The sequence below is a fragment of the Leisingera sp. ANG1 genome (genome assembly GCF_000203975.2).
Lineage (GTDB): Bacteria > Pseudomonadota > Alphaproteobacteria > Rhodobacterales > Rhodobacteraceae > Leisingera.
The window spans coordinates 39,455-57,330 of the sequence record NZ_AFCF02000014.1 but is presented as its reverse complement, the minus strand read 5'-3'; the positions used below and the strand labels follow the sequence as shown (position 1 = coordinate 57,330).

The window sequence follows — 17,876 nt, the reverse complement described above, 5'->3', positions numbered from 1 at the left end:
TGCCGCCCATGGCGGCGGGGTGCTGCCGCTTTCTCTTTCATTTTGCCTGAAACTCCTGTATGGGCGGGCCTGTCTGAGACGATGTGCCAGGGCCCCGGCACGCGAAAGAAAGATAGATGGGGCCGGCGGCAATGGGGCCGCCACGCAAACGGGAGACCCGGAGGGCCGGGAGTGCTCCCAATTAGGATACGCTAGATGTTTAACGTCACCAAAAAATCGATGCAGTGGGGCGAAGAGACGCTCACACTGGAAACCGGCAAGGTTGCCCGCCAGGCTGATGGCTCCGTGATTGCCACCCTGGGCGAAACCTCGGTCATGGCCAACGTGACCTTTGCCCGTCAGCAGAAGCCCGGCCAGGACTTCTTCCCGCTGACCGTGCACTACCAGGAAAAATACTATGCTGCGGGCAAGGTGCCCGGCGGCTTCTTCAAGCGCGAAGCGCGCCCGACCGAAAAAGAAACCCTGACCGCGCGCCTGATCGACCGTCCGATCCGCCCGCTGTTCGTCCCCGGCTTCAAGAATGAAGTGCTGGTGATGTGCACCGTGCTGTCGCACGATCTGGTCAACGACCCCGACATGGTTGCAATGATCGCGGCGTCGGCGGCTCTGACCCTGTCTGGCGCACCGTTCATGGGCCCGATCGCAGGCTGCCGCGTTGGCTTCGAGGGTGGCGAATACGTCCTGAACCCGACCGTCGATGACATGCAGGACCTGCGCCTGAACCCGGAACAGCGTCTGGACCTGGTTGTTGCCGGCACCAAAGACGCCGTGATGATGGTGGAATCGGAAGCTTACGAACTGTCCGAAGCAGAAATGCTGGGTGCCGTGAAATTTGCCCACGAACAGATCCAGCCGGTCATCGACCTGATCATCTCGCTGGCCGAAGAAGCTGCAAACGAGCCGTTCGACTTCACCCCGCCGGATTACTCCGAGCTGTATGAAGCCGTGAAGGCCGCCGGTGAAACCGAGATGCGCGCAGCCTTCGCGATCAGCGACAAACAGGAGCGCACCGCCGCTGTTGCCGCTGCCCGCGAGACCATCAAGGGCGCTCTGACCGAAGAGCAGCTGGAAGATGCCAATCTGGGTTCCGCGCTGAAAAAGCTGGAAGCCGGCATCCTGCGCGGCGACGTTGTCAAAACCGGCAAACGGATCGACGGCCGCAAGACCGACGAGATCCGGGACATCGTGTCCGAAACCGGCCTGCTGCCGCGGACCCATGGTTCTGCCCTGTTCACCCGCGGTGAAACCCAGGGTCTGGTCGTGACCACTCTGGGCACCGGCGACGACGAGCAGTTCATCGACGCGCTGCACGGCAACTTCAAATCCAACTTCCTGCTGCACTACAACTTCCCGCCGTACTCGGTTGGCGAAGTGGGCCGTGTCGGTTCCCCGGGCCGCCGCGAAATCGGCCACGGCAAGCTGGCATGGCGTGCGCTGCAGGCGGTTCTGCCCGCGGCAACCGACTTCCCCTACACCATCCGCGTTGTCTCCGAGATCACCGAATCGAACGGTTCGTCCTCGATGGCATCGGTCTGCGGCGGTTCGCTGTCGATGATGGATGCGGGTGTTCCGCTGAAGGCACCGGTTGCCGGTGTTGCGATGGGCCTGATCCTGGAAGACGACGGTTCCTACGCGATCCTGTCCGACATTCTGGGTGACGAAGACCACCTGGGCGACATGGACTTCAAAGTGGCAGGCACCGAAAACGGCATCACCTCGCTGCAGATGGATATCAAGGTTGCCGGCATCACGCCCGAGATCATGGAGAAAGCCCTGGCACAAGCCAAAGACGGCCGTATCCACATCCTGGGCGAGATGGCGAAAGCTCTGACCGAAGCGTCCGAGTTCTCGGTCCACGCACCGCGCATCGAAACCATGCAGATCCCGACCGACAAGATCCGCGAAGTGATCGGTTCCGGCGGCAAGGTGATCCGCGAGATCGTCGAAGTGTCCGGCGCCAAGGTCGACATCAACGACGATGGCGTGATCAAGATCGCCAGCCCGAACGGCGAGGCCATCAAGAAGGCTTACGACATGATCTACTCGATCGTGGCAGAGCCGGAAGAAGGACAGATCTACACCGGCAAGGTCGTGAAGATCGTCGACTTCGGCGCCTTCGTGAACTTCTTCGGCAAGCGCGACGGCCTGGTGCATGTCTCCCAGATCGAAAACCGCCGCCTGAACCATCCGTCAGACGTTCTGAAGGAAGGCCAGGAAGTGAAGGTTAAGCTGCTGGGCTTCGACGACCGCGGCAAGGTCCGCCTGTCGATGAAGATCGTTGATCAGGAAACCGGCGAAGAAATCGCGCCGGAGAAGAAAGAAAAGGCAGAGCAGGACTAATCCCTCTCTGACCACACATAAACAGCCCGGGGCGCGCATAAGCCGTGCCCCGGGCTATTCAATTTCTGCCGGGACGCTCATGGACCAGCCTTTGAATTCCCGAATTTCCATCATCACGGTCACCTATAACTCCTCGGTGATTGTCGAGAATCTGCTGCGCTCCATCCCGTCCGGGATTCCCGTGGTTCTCGTCGACAACGCTTCACGCGACGCGGAGGCAACCCGGATCCTGGCCACAGACCATGGCGCCCGCTTCATTGCCAACTCTGAAAACGCCGGATTTGGCCGCGCCTGCAACCAGGGTGCGGAGCTGGCAGATACCGAATTTCTGTTCTTTGTGAACCCGGATGCTGAGCTTTTCCCGGACACGCTGGAGCACCTGCTGGCTTCTGCTGATGCCCATCCTGAAGCTTCAGCCTTTAACACCCGGATCGTCAAAGGCGACGGTTCGCTGTTCTTCAAACGCCGCAGCAAGCTGATTGCGAAATCGCTTTGGCTAAGCCGCGATGCCGCGAAACAGGATGGAGAGGTGCCCGTTCTGTCCGGCGGTGCTTTGCTGGTGCGCAAGGCGGCATTTAACAAGGTCGGCGGCTTTGACCCCAAGATTTTTCTGTTTCACGAGGACGATGATCTTAGCCTGCGGCTGAAGGCAGAATGCGGCCCGCTTCGGTATGTCTACGGCGCGCAAGTCCGTCACCTGCTGGGCCATTCCACCGAGCGTTCCGCTAGAACTGCAGCGCTCAAGGCCTGGTACATGGGGCAGTCGCGGGTTTATGCCGCCCGCAAGCATGGCCAGCCTTTCGGCTTTCTGCGTGCTCTGGGAGAGGCTGTACTGCAGCTGATCTCGCCGGTTAACCTCCTGTCGGCCCGCAAACGGGCCAAGGCCTGGTATTACTTCCGCGCTATACTCAGCAGCCCCGGACGGGAAAAGGCTGACCAGCTTCCGCCTTGGGCCTAACAGCCAGTGCGCGAGTACCAGGGTCTTTAATAATTAAAGAGGCCAGAGACGATGAAACTGCCCCCGCTTTGGAAAATTACCCGGGAATTGAAGCGCCCGTTTCAACAGCTGCCCAGTCTGCCTGGTCATGTCGGCTCCTTTTTGTTCGGGGCCAGATTTTATGACATGTTTCTCGCTGGCCGGATCAGGCAGACAGATGGTGGTGTTCCAGCGGGATCGCGTGTTGCGATTTACCTGATCTTCCCGCAAGGCGGGCTGCTCGAAAGCCATAAGCTGGCACTCCGGTACCTCCGCGAAAACAACTATGCGCCTCTGGTTGTTTCAAATCTGCCTGTTACGGGCGAGGATGCGGAGTACCTGAAGGCAAACTGCTGGCGCCTGCTGGAGCGACCGAATGTCGGTTATGACTTTGGCGGCTACCGGGACGGTGTTCTGTCGCTTCAAGGCAGCCTGGAAACTCTGGATCGCTTGGTGCTTCTTAACGATTCCAGCTGGTTTCCGTTGCCGGGGTCCCGCAATTGGTTGCAGGATGCCGAGGATCTGGGTGTGGACTACGCAGCAGCTGCGACCAGTTTTGGAATATCTCGGGTGACGCCGGATCAATATGAACAGATACAGTGGGAATTTGATCCTGGATTGCGTCACTTTCACTACGGATCTTATGCGTTGTCCGTTGGTCCCAAACTGCTGCGAAGCAAGCGCTACAAGCAATATTGGCAAAAGTATCCCCTGACCAAGAAAAAGAACAAGGTGGTTCGCCGGGGAGAAATTGGTATGACCCGCTTTGCTTTGAAAAACGGATTCTCGCACGGGGCAACCTATGACATTCGCAGTTTGCCAGAGGTTTTGCAGAGCTGCTCAAATGCCGAAATCAACAAGCTGGCCCGCTCGTTGACCTATCTCGATGACGCGGTCAGCCAGGAGTTTCTTACGCGTTCTGTTCCTGGATTGGACGCGGAAAGATCGAAAGAGGAGCGGGAAAAACTTATAAAGCTCATGCTGACAATCGCGGCGCGTATCGGGGTCAGTTATGTTCTGCCAAGCCTGCTTCACAAGAAGCATGGCTTTGCGTTCCTCAAGAAATCTTTGGTATCAGCAGACCAGGAAAACTCCGACAGGGTTTACGATTTTGCCAAGACGCTTGATGGACCTGAAGGCAGGGTGATCTTGAAGGAAATCGAAGATATCAGGCGGCACAAGGGCTTTTGAGTCTGATTGATGCGGCCGCGCCAGCGTGCTGACAAGGCCGCATCCTGGTAGCTTTATTCCGGCGCTTTCACCTTGCGCAGGTAGGGGAAGATGGTCTCGAAGTCGCCGAACTTCGCCTTGGCATCCTCATTCGAAACCGCAGGCGGGATAATCACGTCCTCGCCGGGCACCCAGTTCGCCGGGGTGGCGACGCCCTTGGCCGTCATCTGCAGCCCGTCCAGTGCCCGCAGGATCTCGGCAAAGTTGCGGCCCACGGTCATTGGGTAAGTCATCGAAAGCTTCAGCTGCTTGTCCGGGCCGATAATGAAAACCGAGCGCACGGTGGCGCTGTCGGCAGGGGTGCGGCCATCGGGCAGATAGGCTTCGGCAGGCAGCATGTCGAACGCCTTGGACACCGCCAGCCCGTCGTCGGCAATGATCGGGAAGCCCGGCGCAGCCTTGCCGTATTCCTCGATGTCCTTTTTCCACTTCTTGTGGTCCTCGACACCATCAACCGAAACGCCGATCACCTTGGTGTTGCGCTTGGCCCATTCGTCGCCCAATTGCGCAACCGCTGAGAATTCGGTGGTGCAGACAGGGGTGAAGTCCTTGGGGTGGGAGAACAGAATCGCCCAGCTGTCGCCGATCCAGTCATGGAATGTAATGCTGCCCTGATCCGTTTCCGCGGTAAAATCCGGGACCGTGTCGTTAATGCGCAAACCCATGGCGGTATCTCCTTGTCAGTTAAATATTGAGTCGTCTTGACTGCTACCTAAGTACTCTAACGCAACGATAAAGTAGCCGTGCAAGGAAACCGCAAAATATCTCTGCTCGCCGGGCCGGCAGCTGCCTGGCACGGGTCTTGACAGGGCTTGCTATAATTTGATCAAATTATGCAGCAAAGACCCTTGCTCCCTTCTGGGTGCAGTGACAGAGTGGCCGCAAAACCGGCAAGCCGGTGCCAGGAATACGTCTGAATTGGGAGTTCCCAGATGATCGAAAAACGTGACTTTTACATCAACGGCCAGTGGGTCGCCCCCGCCGCCGCAAATGATTTCGAGGTGATCAACCCCTCGACCGAAGAACCCTGTGCAGTGATTTCGCTGGGTTCTGAAGCCGACACCAACGCCGCGGTGGCCGCTGCCAAGGCGGCGCTGCCAGGCTGGATGGCGACGCCGGTGGAAGAGCGCATCGCGCTGGTCGAGAAGCTGATCGACGTCTATGAGGCCCGTGCCGAGGACCTTGCCCAGGCAATGTCGCTGGAAATGGGCGCGCCGATCGACATGTCGCGCACCTCGCAGGTTGGCGCCGGCAGCTGGCACCTGCGCAACTTTATCGCCGCGGCCAAGGAGTTTCCCTTTGACGCACCGCTGAATGACCGGAGCCCCAACGACCGCATCATTCACGAGGCTGTGGGCGTCTGCGCCCTGATCACGCCTTGGAACTGGCCGATGAATCAGGTGACACTCAAGGTCGGCGCCGCCGCAGTCGCTGGCTGCACCATGGTGCTGAAACCGTCGGAACAAAGCCCGCTCAACGCAATGATCTTTGCAGAGCTGATGGATGAAGCCGGTTTCCCTGCGGGCGTCTTCAACCTGGTGAACGGCGACGGCCCGGGGGTCGGCTCGCAGCTGACCACCCATCCGGATGTGGACATGATTTCCTTCACCGGCTCTACACGCGCAGGCGTCGCCATTACCCAGGCCGCCGCACCGACCCTCAAGAAGGTGGATCTGGAGCTGGGCGGCAAAGGCGCCAACGTGATCTTTGAAGATGCCGATGAAAAGGCCGTGAAGCGCGGCGTGCTGCACATGATGCAGAACACCGGCCAGAGCTGCAACGCGCCCAGCCGGATGCTGGTTCAGAACAGCATTTATGACCGCGTGGTTGCCGAGGCTGCGGAAGTGGCAGCCAAGGTGGAGGTCGGCCCGGCCGATCAGGAAGGCCGCCACATTGGCCCGGTGGTCAATGAACTGCAGTGGAACAAGATCCAGGACCTGATCCAGGCGGGTATCGACGAAGGCGCCAAACTGGTTGCCGGCGGCACCGGCCGTCCGGACGGGCTGAACAAGGGCTTCTACGTGAAGCCGACGGTTTTTGCCGATGTGAACAACCAGATGACCATCGCGCGGGAGGAGATCTTCGGCCCGGTGCTGTCGATCATTCCTTTCGAGACCGAAGAGGAAGCGATCGAGATCTCCAACGACACGCCTTATGGCCTGACAAACTACGTGCAGACCCAGGATGGCGCCCGCGCCAACCGCATGGCCCGTGCGCTGCGGTCCGGCATGGTGGAGATGAACGGCAAGTCCCGCTCGGCAGGCTCGCCCTTTGGCGGCATGAAACAGTCCGGCAAGGGCCGCGAAGGCGGCAAATGGGGCATTGAGGACTTCCTGGAAGTGAAAGCTGTCGGCGGCTGGGCTGCCGAGTAAGCTTAATACGTTCGAAGCAATGGAGAGCCGCCTTCCGAGGCGGCTTTCTTTTTGCGCCATTGTGCGCGACGGGGCGGTGCTCCCGCGCCTTCAGGCCGCCCGGCTGCGCCGGACCGCATTCAGGCTCGGGCGTGGCCCGTGCTGCGCATGGGCAGGGGGCTGCTGAGCGGTGCTTAACCCTCAATGGGTGCTGAGAGTTCTGGTCAGAAATTGGCTCTAAGCAGGCAGATTACTGCAATTCCGGTGCCCATTGTCAGCGGCAGGCTGCGGGTGATCAGCGCCACCATAAAGGCGGCTGTGCCAGCGATCCATTCATCCGGTCCGCCCTGCATCAGCAGATAGGTGACCAGCGACAGGATCAGGCAACCCGGCAGTGCTTGCAGCCCGCGTGCCCAGGGGCCGTGATCCGGCAGCCTCCGGCCCAGCAGATAGCCCGACAGACGCACCGCAAAGGTTGCCGTTGCCAAGCCAAGGATCAGGGTCCACGTCTCAGTCATGGCCAAATGCTCCTGCGATGGCCGCACCGCTGACGCCGCCCAGGATCAGTGTCCAGGTGGGATCCAGCGGAGACAGCAAACCTGCAAGCAACACGATGGCAACGGATCCGGCCCATGGCAGCAGCATGGCGTTGCCGCTCCATAAGGAGCGCAAGATGGCGATAAAGGCGGCAGTGAAGGCAAAGTCCATGCCCAAGGCGCGAGGTTCCGGTACGGCCGCCGCGAACCCCGCACCTGCAACCGTGGCCAGAACCCAGACCGCGACCAGCGCCAATCCGCCGCCCACCAGATACCAGTAGCCCGCTATGCTGCCGCGGGCGCGCGTTGCGTGCATCAGCGCCCAGTTCTCATCCGTGGCCAGATGCACACCAAGCAGCACCTGCCACCAGGGGCGCCCGGCCAGTTCATCCCGCAATGAGGCCGTGATCAGCAACAGCCGAAGGTTCAGCGCAAGCCCCGCCAGCAGGGCGGCACCCGCACCGGCGCCTGCCACCAGCCGCTCTACCGCGATGATCTGCGAGGACCCGGCAAAGACGATGGTCCCCATCACACCTGTCTGCAGCCCGCTCATCTGCGCCTGAGCGGCCAAAAGGCCAAAGGCCACGCCATAGACAGCGACGCCGACTGCCAGCGGCAGGATGTCCCGCAACCCGGCCAGCAGCTGGCCGCGGGCAGGGGGCTGAGCAGTTATGTCCTGAACGGTCATTGCAAGGCTCCTCTGGAAAAAGGCGGGATGTTCATTTAAGCCGAACGTGAGGCTTCTTTACCGAACGAACGAATTGTTCGTCAAGGTGAACGATGGGATGAAATAATGAACACATCAGCGCCCCACAAGATGATAGCCGCGGCCATCCAGCGCGAACGCAGCCGCGCGGGAAAGTCGCTGTCGGCACTCGCGGCCGAGGCAGGAATTGCAAAATCGACCCTGTCTCAGCTGGAGGCAGGCAATGGAAACCCCAGTGTAGAGACGCTTTGGGCGTTGGCGGCAGCGCTGGATATCCCGCTAAGCCTGCTGTTTGAAACCGAGGCGCCTGCCACCCGGCTGGTCCGCGCGGAGGAGGGCGAGGTACTGGAATCCGAACAGTCGGACTTCGCCGCGGTCCTGTTGTCCCGCTGCCCGCCGAATGTGCGCCGGGATGTCTACCGGGTGGTGATGCAGCCGGGAGAGATCCGCCGCGCCCAGCCGCATCCGCGCGGCACGGTGGAGCATATGCTGATTTGTTCCGGGCAGATGCGGGCTGGGCCGGAAGGGCAGGAGGAGCAGCTGTGGCCGGGCGATTACTTTACCTATCCGGGGGATCACCCCCATACCTACGAGGCGCAGCAAGCGGACACCGTGTTCCTGATGGTGATGGAAGCGCCGTGATCAGGCTCTAAAACAGGGGTTTTACCCGGAATTTCAGCGACTCGCCGCTGTCAGGATGCTTGATCCGCAGCTCCTCTGAATGCAGCATCAGGCGCGGATGCTCCAACGCGGCGCCAGTGGCATAGAGCGGATCGCCCAGGATCGGGTGCCCAAGTGACAGCATATGCACCCGCAGCTGATGCGAACGCCCGGTTTTGGGGGTCAGCCGCACCCGCGTGGCAGCGTCCTCATATTTCATCACCCGCCAGTCGGTGACGGCAGGCTTGCCGGTCTCGTGGCAGACCATCTGCTTGGGCCGGTTCGGCCAATCGACGATCAGCGGCAGGTCCACGGTACCGCTGCGCGGCTCCAGCCGGCCCGCGACCCGTGCTACATAGACCTTCTTCGCGGTGCGCTTTTCAAACTGCATCGACAGGTGCCGCTGCGCATGAGGGGTCAGGCCAAAGACCATCACACCAGAGGTATCCCGGTCCAGCCGGTGCACCAGCAGGGCCTCGGGGAAGGCTGCCTGGATCCGGCTGATCAGGCAATCGGCCAGATGCTCCCCGCGCCCCGGCACAGACAACAGGCCTGCAGGCTTGTTCACCGCCAGCAGTTCGGCATCGTGGTGCAGGATCTCCAGCGGGTCCTGCGGCGGGGTGTATTCGCTTGATACGGCCATGGGCGATTGCCTACTGCGGGATCCTGGCAAGGGCAAGCAGTCCGGCGCCGCTTTCCCGCCTGCCTGGTCTTTGTTAAATTGACACTGTCCCGGCGATCCGGTAACCGGCGCGCCTCACTGACACATGGGGACGATGCATGGCACGCAAACGCAAAGGGCGCGATATTTCCGGCTGGCTGGTGGTGGACAAGCCCGCGGGGCTGACCTCGACCGCGGTTGTGAACAAGGTGCGCTGGGCGCTGGAGGCCAAGAAGGCCGGCCATGCAGGCACCCTGGACCCGGAGGCCACCGGCGTTCTGGCGGTGGCGCTGGGCGAAGCGACCAAGACGGTTCCCTATATCACCGACGCCTTGAAGGCCTATACCTTCACCGTGCGGCTGGGCGAGGCAACCAACACTGACGATGCCGAGGGCGAGGTGATTGCCGAAAGCGCCGAACGTCCCAGCGACGCGCAGATCAAGGAGGCGCTGTTGCCCTTCCTGGGCGAGATCATGCAGGTGCCACCCAAGTTCTCCGCGGTCAAGATCGACGGCCAGCGCGCCTACAAGCTCGCCCGCGATGGTGAGGATGTGGAGATCGAGGCCCGCCCGCTGTGGGTCGAGGAGCTGATCATGCTGGATCGCCCCGATGCGGACCACGTGGTGCTGGAAATGACCTGCGGCAAGGGCGGCTATGTGCGTTCCATCGCCCGGGACCTGGGCGCGGCGCTGGGTTGCCACGGCCACGTCAAGGAACTGCGCCGGATCTGGTCCGGCCCCTTTGATGCGGCAGAGGACGGGATTTCGCTGGAAGAGATCGACCGCTTGGCCCGCACTCCGGAGCTGGACACTTATCTGCGCCCGCTGGAAGAAGGCCTGGCCGATCTGCCGGAGGTCAAATGCACGCCAGAGGGCGCGGTGAAGCTGCGCAACGGCAACCCGGGCATGGTGATGCCCAATGATGAGGTTGAATACGGCGATGAGGCCTGGGCGTCGCTCGACGGCCATGCGGTTGCGGTCGGCGTCTACAAATCCGGCAGCCTGCATCCCTCCCGGGTCTTCAACCAGGACGGCAGCGCTGGTTAACAAAGCGTATCTTTTTGGGTCAGCAGCGTTGACCGGATGTTTCGCGCGCGAAACATTTGGGCAGCAAGGCTGACCTAATATCCTTGGGGTATTCTGCGGTCTTGCCTAGGCTGGCCTGGCTGTTCCGTTGTCTCCGAATACGGAGTAATACTCTTGTGCGGTCAGGATGATACTGGCCTGAGCGCCCTCTTCGGCGCTGATCTGGTTACCCGACGCATCACGCCAACGGTCCTCGCTGGTGGAGTAGTCGTCATGGAAAGCAATGCTGACCCCTGACTGATCCCCGGGCAATGATGCGATGGCAATACCGTCCATGGCGATCTGAGTGCTGTCCTGATCCGCGTCGTAACTGACGCTCAGCCCGTCTATGGCATCTTCGAAGCTGTAGCTGGGAATGGACCCGAAGCCGGCAATAACCGGGAAATCGATCCGCAATTGATCTTCCGCCGGATCGAAATCGGTGATTTCCGCCGCCGGAGTTCCGGCCTCATACACATTTGCAAAGGCGTGGAAGGTGTCCGCCCCTGCGCCGCCGGTGGCCGTTGTCCCGGGACCGATCCACAGGCGGTCATCTCCAGTGCCACCGTCGAGGACGTCATCGTTGTCACCCACATGGGTCAGATCGCCCGGAAAATGGTTGTAGGAGTTGTCGTAGAAGACCGTGCCGCTCCCGCTGAACAGCGAGTCATTGCCGTCACCGCCCGTGAGCGTGTCAGCGCCGTCTTCGCCAAAGATCACATCATCGCCTGCGGTGCCGTCCAGTGTGTCACTGCCCGAAGTGCCGCGGATCGCATCCAGGGCAATGGGGGCGCTGAAGCCAAGGTTTTCAAACTGTTCAGTCCGTTCAATGTCTCCATTCCCACGCAGAAAATCCACTTCAATAACCTCCCCCTCTGCGAGCGAAACGCCTGGCAGGGTCAGGATCGTTTGGTTGTTGAGAGTGTCGATAAAGCGCAGGCCGTTGCCGTCTTCGGTCTCGATCAGCCTTACGTTACCCGAATGATACGGTGTCAGTGCCAGTTGGTCGGTACCCAGTTCAAAATCCTCGATCACTGTTTCACGGCTGCCCTCATCGTCCAGGATGAAGCGGTCCGCGCCTTCGCCGCCGGTGGCAGTATTGCCTGCACCTAGACGCAGTTCATCATCACCGCTGCCGCCCGTCAGCAGATCCTGATCACCGGCATTGCCCGTCAGCGTGTCGTTTCCATTTCCGCCGTTAAGCGTGTCATCCGTTCCAGCGGTGCCGGACAAATTGGCGGCCTGGGGCTGCGGGTCAGGTTCAACAGGTGTTTCCGGCTCAACAGGTTTTTCCGGTTCAATTGGTGTGTCCGGTTCAGCCGTTTCTTCTCCGGAGTTTTCGGCTCCGTCGAAGCCAACAGCAATGGCAGAGCCTGCAAGTGCAAGAAAAATCAGAAGTTCCATGTCGCCCGGATCATTAAATTTGAATAAAGCCATCGCGGTAAAAATACGTCCGCGGTTCTGCCGGAGGCTGCAGGAAACGCCCTTGGAATGCAATCTGTGCCGTTCTAAAACCGCCGCCATGATCACCCGCAGCCACACCAAGGGCGACGCGCCCTCCACCGCCGTCTATTCCGATTGCGAAAACTACCGCTACAGCTTGACCCGGATCTGGGACCCGGCCGGGCGGCGGGTGATGTTTGTGATGCTGAACCCCTCGACCGCAACCGAGGTCCAGAACGACCCGACCATCGAACGCTGCGAGCGCCGCGCCCGCGCCTTGGGTTTCGGCGGGTTCCGGGCCACCAACATCTTTGCCTGCCGGGTGACCGACCCGCGGGAGATGCGCAGGCTGGAGGCGCCGGAGGGGCCGGATAACTTGGCCGCCATTCTGGAGGGCTTGGCATGGGCGGATATGGTGATCTGCGCCTGGGGCACCCACGGCGCACATCGCGGCCAGGGTGTGCGGGTGGAGGCTGCGTTGCGGGCATCCGGCAAGCCGCTTCATCATCTTGGTCTCAGCAAGGCCGGCCACCCCAAGCACCCGCTCTACATCGCCTACAGCCAGCAACCGCAGCCATGGCTGGCAGGCGCAATCAGCTGAACTCCGTTAACCGGTGTTCTCCTTTTGTTTTGAATGCGCCGCGGCAATGTGAGAGTGTGGGCGCAATTTAATTTGCGTGTTGGGGTTGAGTGGCAATGTTGTGGCTGGCGAGCATGTTGGGACTGATGGCAGTGGGCGGAGCGGTTCTGACGGACACCGCTGCTGAGGATGAGGCTGGTGGCACGTCCTCCGGTCCGGAACCAGAAGATGATGGTTTGGACGGCGGCTACATCGAGCCCAGCGGCGAAGCGGCGGCAGACAGCGGCGGCGGGGATACAGTGTCCGGCGCCAGTAGCAGCGAAACTGTGACCGGCACGGATGGCGGAGACGTGCTGGCGGGCAGCGGCTTGCCTGACAGCATCAGCGGCGGCAGCGGAGAAGATCAGATCGCAGGCTATGGCGGCGACGACTGGCTGGATGGCGGCACGGGCAATGATGTGCTGCATGGCGACGCCGGAGACGACAGCCTGTATGGCGGCTCCGGGAGCGACCTGCTGCATGGCGAGGACGGCGCCGATGCTCTGGACGGCGGCGAGGGGGCTGACAGGCTGTACGGGCATTTTGGAGCAGACAGCCTGCTTGGCGGCGGCGGCAATGATGTGCTGCACGGCGGTCAGGACGGCGACTGGCTGGAGGGCGGCGAAGGGGCGGATTCGCTGCATGGCAATGATGGTGATGATAGCCTGACGGGCGGTGGCGGCGAAGACGTGCTGTTTGGCGGTGCTGGCGATGACGTGGTATCTGGCGCCGGGGATGGCACTGAGCAGGATTTTGTAAACGGCGGCGGCGGCGACGACACGCTGATTGCCGGGGCTGGCGACGTGCTGACCGGCGGCGCAGGCGCGGACCAGTTTACTGCAGGCAGCTGGACCGGCACGGCAGAGGCCGTTCAACTGATGGATTATGATGCTGCAGAGGATCAGCTGGTTCTGGTCTGGGATATTGAGAGCGGCGCGGAACCCTCGGTCGAGGTGCAGCAAAATCCGGGCGCGGAAGATGAGCAGCTGATACTGGTGGATGGGGAACCGGCCCTGCGGGTGTCTGGCGCCGGGGCGCTGACCGCGGCGGATCTGGTGCTGATTGACACGGATTCAGCGGCGGCTGTGGGGATGCTGCCGCAATAGCCAGATGCCTGCATCCCTGCACCAGGCACATAATCTTTGCCTTTGCAGCGGAAACATCATATACGCCCGCATCTGCCGCGATTCTGCGGCGGATTTCTCCACGGGCCTGTGCTGGACGACATCCCGGCCTGAGCCATCCACTCTAACCTTATGAAGGAGACCCCGATGTCGATCACTGCGGAAGAAAAAGCGCGCCTGATGAAAGAATTCGCAACCAAAGAAGGCGACACCGGTTCCCCGGAAGTCCAGGTTGCAATCCTGACCTCGCGCATCAACACCCTGACTGAGCACTTCAAAACCCACAAGAAGGACAACCACGGCCGCCGTGGCCTCCTGAAAATGGTTGCTCAGCGCCGCAAGCTGCTGGACTACACCAAAGGCAAGGATGAGGCCCGTTACCAGGACCTGATCAAGCGTCTGGGCATCCGCCGCTAATCCGCGCTTATCCGGATTTTCTGCGCCCGTTCCGAAAGGAGCGGGCGTTTTCTTTTCTTCTAGAGGCGTCAAGCCGCGAAGTGCTCCCGCGTCCGCTGGCTCCCCGGCGGCGCCGGGCAGCCTTTGGCCATGGGAGTGGCCCGTGCTGCGCACGGGTGGGTGCGGTCCGCCGCAAGGCAGGTACTTGCAGACCAGGGAGGGCATGAAAAGAAACGCCGCCCCGGTTGGAGCGGCGTATTGTTTTGCAGGATGCCGAAGGGGCTTACTCGCCGTAAGGAACCCAGATGTTCTTCACCTCAGTGGCTTCCTGCAGGAACCGCTTCGTCTGGTCCTGTGTCCAGTCGGTTGCAGTTCCGTTGTTGACCCAGGTGCGTTTGAGGTTGCCCGCAGACGCGGCCTCGATCCCAGCAGACAGGTCGGAAGACGAGAAACTCCAGACCGCGTCGACATTCAGATGCGACGCCATCGGTTTCGCCAGCTCCGCATGGCTGCCGGTCAGGATGTTGACCACACCGCCGGGCACGTCCGAGGTGTCCAGAACCTGGTAGAAATCGGTTGCCGCCAGCGGGAACGGCTCGGAGGCCGCCAGCACCACCCGGTTGCCCATGGCAATGGCTGGCGCCATCACCGAGACCAGACCCAGCAGCGGCGCCTCATCCGCGCAGAGCGCGCCGATCACGCCCACCGGCTCTTTCATTGCCAGCGCCACGCCGCGGATCGGCACGCCATGCACCTGGCCGTCGTATTTGTCGGCCCAGGCCGCAGCGGAGAACAGGCGCTGGATCGAGGCTTCGACCTCTGCCGTGCCGCCCTTCTTGCCGGTCATCGCGTCGATGCGGGCCGCGAACTCTTCTGCGCGGGCCGAGAGGTTTTCGCCGATGTAATAGAGGATCTGCGCCCGCAAGTGACCGGTGGTCTTGGACCACTTGCCGGCGCCCGCCGCAGCCTCAACCGCGTTGCGCACGTCCTTGCGGTTGGCAAGGCCAACGTGGCCCAGAAGTGCGCCGGACTTGCCGTGGACGGCCTGGCTGTAGCCGCCATCCGGGCGCGCCTGCTTGCCGCCAACATACAGCTTGGCAGTGCGGTCCAGCGGGTCCACGGGGGCGCCATTGCCAGCAAACGCCTCGACTTTGGCCAATTGCTTGGCCTTGGTCCTCGGGCGAGTGTAGGCGGCAAGCCCCTCCCAGCCGCCTTCGCGTCCGAAGCCGCTTTCGCGCACGCCACCGAAACCGGCAGCGGCGTCGAACATGTTGGTGCCGTTGACCCAGACCACGCCCGCCGCCAGCTTCGGCGCCATGTCGAGCGCCAGATTCACGTTCTCGGTCCAGATGGTTGCTGCGAGGCCATAGCGGGTGTTGTTGGCCAGCTCCACCGCCTCTGCCGGGGTGCGGAATGTGCAGGAGACCAGAACTGGGCCAAAGATCTCCTCCTGCATCAGCGGATCGGCGGGGGACAGCCCTTCGATCAGGGTCGGCGGGTAGAAGCAGCCGCCTGCGGGCATCTCGACCTGCGCCTGGTGCATGCTGCCGGCTGTATTGGCCGCAACCATGCTGCTGATGGTGTCGAGCTGCACCGGGTCCACCACGGCGCCCACGTCGATGCATTTATCCAGCGGATTGCCGACACGCAGCCCGTCCATGCGGGCCTTCAGCTTGTTGTGGAAACGCTCCGCGATGCCTTCCTGGACCAGCAGGCGCGAGCCTGCGCAGCAGACCTGGCCCTGGTTGAACCAGATTGCATCCACCAGACCTTCGATGGCGGAATCGATGTCAGCGTCGTCAAACACGATGTAGGGCGACTTGCCGCCCAGCTCCAGCGTCAGCGCCTTGCCGCTGCCTGCAGTGGCTTCGCGGATCCTGCGGCCAACGGAGGTGGAACCGGTGAAGGCGATTTTGTCCACTTCGGCTGCGGTGATCATCTCGCCCACAGCTCCGTCGCCGGTGACGATGTTCACCACACCCTTGGGCAGGCCTGCCTGGCGGCAGATGTCCGCAAACAGCAGCGCAGTCAGCGATGTATATTCCGCAGGCTTCAGCACCACGGTATTGCCCATGGCAATGGCCGGAGCGATTTTCCACGCCAGCATTAGCAGCGGGAAGTTCCACGGAATGATCTGGCCGCAGACACCGAGGGCCTCGGCATCCGGCAATTCGCTGTCCATTAGCTGGGCCATGCCGGCGTGATAGTAGAAATGCCGCTGCGCCAGCGGGATGTCGATGTCGCGGCTCTCACGGATCGGCTTGCCGTTGTCCAGGGTTTCCAGGACCGCAAACAGGCGGGCGTGCTTTTGCAGCAGGCGCGCGATGGCATAAAGATACTTGGCGCGGCCTGCGCCACCCAGACCGGCCCAGCCGCCCTGCGCCTTGCGTGCGGCCGCAACCGCCGCATCCACATCCGCTTGCGTTGCTTGCGTCAGTGTCGCCAGCACTTCGCCGGTGGCTGGATTCTTACTGTCAAAGCCGTCGCCGGGGGCGGTGAACTCACCGTTGATGAAATGGCCGAACCGGCTGCCCTGATCAACCAGCCAGGCCAGTGCCTCGGCAGCGCTTTCGGGGGCGGGACCGTATTCCATGGTGTCGAAAATCTCTTTGATGGTCATCTGTTCAGCCCTCAGCCCATGGAGTGGCGGTAGCCGGCGGAGTATGCCCCGGTGACATAGTGTTCCAGCTGGCGCTCGATATCGCCCAGCAGCGAGGAGGCGCCAAAGCGGAAAAGGTCGGGCTGCAGCCAGCGGTCGCCCAGCTCATCTTTCATCAGCGCCAGATAGACCAGGGAATCCTTGGCCTTGGAAATACCGCCTGCCGGCTTGTAGCCGACGCGGTAGCCGGTGCGGTCGTAATAGTCGCGGATGGCGCGTATCATCACCAGCGACACGGGCAGGGTGGCGTTTACGCTTTCCTTGCCGGTGGAGGTCTTGATGAAATCGGCGCCCGCCATCATGCAGACCAGCGAGGCACGCGCCACGTTGCGCAAGCTGCCCAGCTCGCCGGTAGCCAGGATCGCTTTCACATGGGCGTCGCCGCAGGCCTGGCGGAAGGCTTTCATCTCGTCGTACAGCGCCTGCCAGTTGCCCTGCAGCACATGACGGCGGGTGATCACGATGTCGATCTCCTCGGCGCCGTCCTTGACGCTTTCCTCGATCTCCGCGACCCGCAGATGGAACGGCGACAGGCCGGCCGGGAAGCCGGTGGAAACCGCGGCAACCGGGATGCCGGTGCCTTCCAGCGCCTTGACCGCGGTCGGGATCATGTCGTGGTAGACGCAGACTGCGCCAGTGGTGAGGCCCTCCATTCCCAGCGTGCGCAAAAGTCCCGCGCTGACCGGTTGGCGCGCCTTGGCGCACAGACGGCGCACCCGGCCCTCGGTGTCATCACCGGACAGGGTGGTGAGGTCGATCAGGCTGATCGCCTTCAAGAGCCAGGCGGCCTGGTGGTCCTTCTTGACACTGCGGCGGCCCGGCAGGGTGGTGCAGCGGCGTTCGATGGCCGACGTGTTGGCCTGCACGGCTGCGACCCAGTCCAGGTCCAGCTCCATGCCCGGATTGCGCGGCTCTGCCAGCTGCGGCAGCTGCGCGCTTCGTTCAGCGGTTTGGCTATCCATTGGAATTCCTCGGAAGAGTTCCGTGCGAAAATCGCACGGGTGCGGCATATTGGCAAGCGAGCGGCCTCGCAGACGGGCATGTTTTTTGACTAAATGGACAAAAAATGCAAGGGGCAGGGCCAGTGGCCGCGCGGAATGCTGCTTGGCCA

16 protein-coding genes are annotated in these 17,876 nt (G+C 61.8%); 9 read left to right on the top strand and 7 right to left on the bottom strand.

Annotated features, from left to right (window positions below; genetic code table 11):
- The first annotated feature begins 195 nt into the window (after positions 1-195).
- The 3 genes from pnp to GC1_RS20190 all read left to right on the top strand — a co-directional run bounded on the left by pnp (position 196) and on the right by GC1_RS20190 (position 4,507).
- Positions 196-2,340 carry a polyribonucleotide nucleotidyltransferase gene (gene pnp / locus GC1_RS20200; RefSeq protein ID WP_019295129.1) on the top strand — a complete coding sequence of 715 codons (2,145 nt, stop codon included), beginning with the start codon at positions 196-198 and terminating at the stop codon, positions 2,338-2,340.
- 79 nt (positions 2,341-2,419) lie between these two features.
- On the top strand, positions 2,420-3,298 hold the full coding sequence (locus tag GC1_RS20195; RefSeq protein ID WP_019295128.1) for a glycosyltransferase family 2 protein: 879 nt from the start codon (positions 2,420-2,422) through the stop codon (positions 3,296-3,298).
- A gap of 51 nt (positions 3,299-3,349) precedes the next feature.
- Positions 3,350-4,507 carry a rhamnan synthesis F family protein gene (locus GC1_RS20190; protein WP_019295127.1) on the top strand — a complete coding sequence of 386 codons (1,158 nt, stop codon included), beginning with the start codon at positions 3,350-3,352 and terminating at the stop codon, positions 4,505-4,507.
- A 53-nt stretch (positions 4,508-4,560) separates the two neighbouring features.
- On the opposite strand, the gene GC1_RS20185 is transcribed toward GC1_RS20190, so the two are convergent.
- Positions 4,561-5,211, bottom strand: a complete 651-nt coding sequence (locus tag GC1_RS20185) for a peroxiredoxin (RefSeq protein ID WP_019295126.1) — start codon at positions 5,209-5,211, stop codon at positions 4,561-4,563.
- A 267-nt stretch (positions 5,212-5,478) separates the two neighbouring features.
- Between GC1_RS20185 and GC1_RS20180 the strand changes: the two genes are divergently transcribed.
- Positions 5,479-6,918, top strand: coding sequence for an aldehyde dehydrogenase family protein (locus tag GC1_RS20180; protein ID WP_019295125.1), 1,440 nt, complete (start codon positions 5,479-5,481; stop codon positions 6,916-6,918).
- Between the two features lie 203 nt (positions 6,919-7,121).
- Here the strand turns inward: GC1_RS20180 and GC1_RS20175 are convergent, their stop codons facing one another.
- Together GC1_RS20175 and GC1_RS20170 are read right to left on the bottom strand one after the other, a co-directional pair.
- Complete coding sequence (locus GC1_RS20175; RefSeq protein WP_019295124.1) at positions 7,122-7,415, bottom strand: AzlD family protein; 294 nt, start codon at positions 7,413-7,415, stop codon at positions 7,122-7,124.
- Complete coding sequence (locus tag GC1_RS20170) at positions 7,408-8,121, bottom strand: AzlC family ABC transporter permease (RefSeq protein ID WP_019295123.1); 714 nt, start codon at positions 8,119-8,121, stop codon at positions 7,408-7,410. The genes GC1_RS20175 and GC1_RS20170 overlap by 8 nt, the downstream gene beginning before the upstream one ends.
- A 105-nt stretch (positions 8,122-8,226) precedes the next feature.
- On the opposite strand from GC1_RS20170, the gene GC1_RS20165 reads away from it, so the two are divergent.
- On the top strand, positions 8,227-8,781 hold the full coding sequence (locus tag GC1_RS20165; protein WP_029204707.1) for a helix-turn-helix domain-containing protein: 555 nt from the start codon (positions 8,227-8,229) through the stop codon (positions 8,779-8,781).
- Positions 8,782-8,788: 7 nt separating this feature from the next.
- Here the strand turns inward: GC1_RS20165 and GC1_RS20160 are convergent, their stop codons facing one another.
- A complete protein-coding gene (locus GC1_RS20160; RefSeq protein WP_019295121.1) occupies positions 8,789-9,442 on the bottom strand; it encodes an RluA family pseudouridine synthase in 654 nt (217 codons plus the stop codon).
- Positions 9,443-9,579: 137 nt separating this feature from the next.
- Between GC1_RS20160 and truB the strand changes: the two genes are divergently transcribed.
- Entirely contained in the window at positions 9,580-10,506 is a 927-nt protein-coding gene (gene truB, locus GC1_RS20155; RefSeq protein WP_019295120.1) for a tRNA pseudouridine(55) synthase TruB, read from the top strand.
- Between the two features lie 105 nt (positions 10,507-10,611).
- On the opposite strand, the gene GC1_RS22985 is transcribed toward truB, so the two are convergent.
- Positions 10,612-12,066: a hypothetical protein gene (locus GC1_RS22985; protein WP_272946449.1), complete on the bottom strand. Its 1,455-nt coding sequence runs from the start codon at positions 12,064-12,066 to the stop codon at positions 10,612-10,614.
- Between GC1_RS22985 and GC1_RS20145 the strand changes: the two genes are divergently transcribed.
- The 3 genes from GC1_RS20145 to rpsO all read left to right on the top strand — a co-directional run bounded on the left by GC1_RS20145 (position 12,047) and on the right by rpsO (position 14,127).
- Complete coding sequence (locus GC1_RS20145) at positions 12,047-12,568, top strand: DUF1643 domain-containing protein (protein ID WP_029204706.1); 522 nt, start codon at positions 12,047-12,049, stop codon at positions 12,566-12,568. The genes GC1_RS22985 and GC1_RS20145 overlap by 20 nt on opposite strands.
- Before the next feature lie 113 nt (positions 12,569-12,681).
- Entirely contained in the window at positions 12,682-13,692 is a 1,011-nt protein-coding gene (locus tag GC1_RS20140; protein ID WP_237754650.1) for a calcium-binding protein, read from the top strand.
- 165 nt (positions 13,693-13,857) lie between these two features.
- Positions 13,858-14,127 (top strand): 30S ribosomal protein S15, encoded by a 270-nt coding sequence (gene rpsO, locus GC1_RS20135; RefSeq protein WP_019295116.1) that lies wholly within the window; start codon positions 13,858-13,860, stop codon positions 14,125-14,127.
- Positions 14,128-14,389: 262 nt separating this feature from the next.
- Here the strand turns inward: rpsO and GC1_RS20130 are convergent, their stop codons facing one another.
- Positions 14,390-16,726: an aldehyde dehydrogenase family protein gene (locus GC1_RS20130; RefSeq protein ID WP_019295115.1), complete on the bottom strand. Its 2,337-nt coding sequence runs from the start codon at positions 16,724-16,726 to the stop codon at positions 14,390-14,392.
- A gap of 11 nt (positions 16,727-16,737) precedes the next feature.
- Complete coding sequence (gene deoC / locus GC1_RS20125) at positions 16,738-17,727, bottom strand: deoxyribose-phosphate aldolase (RefSeq protein WP_019295114.1); 990 nt, start codon at positions 17,725-17,727, stop codon at positions 16,738-16,740.
- Between the last annotated feature and the right edge of the window lie 149 nt (positions 17,728-17,876).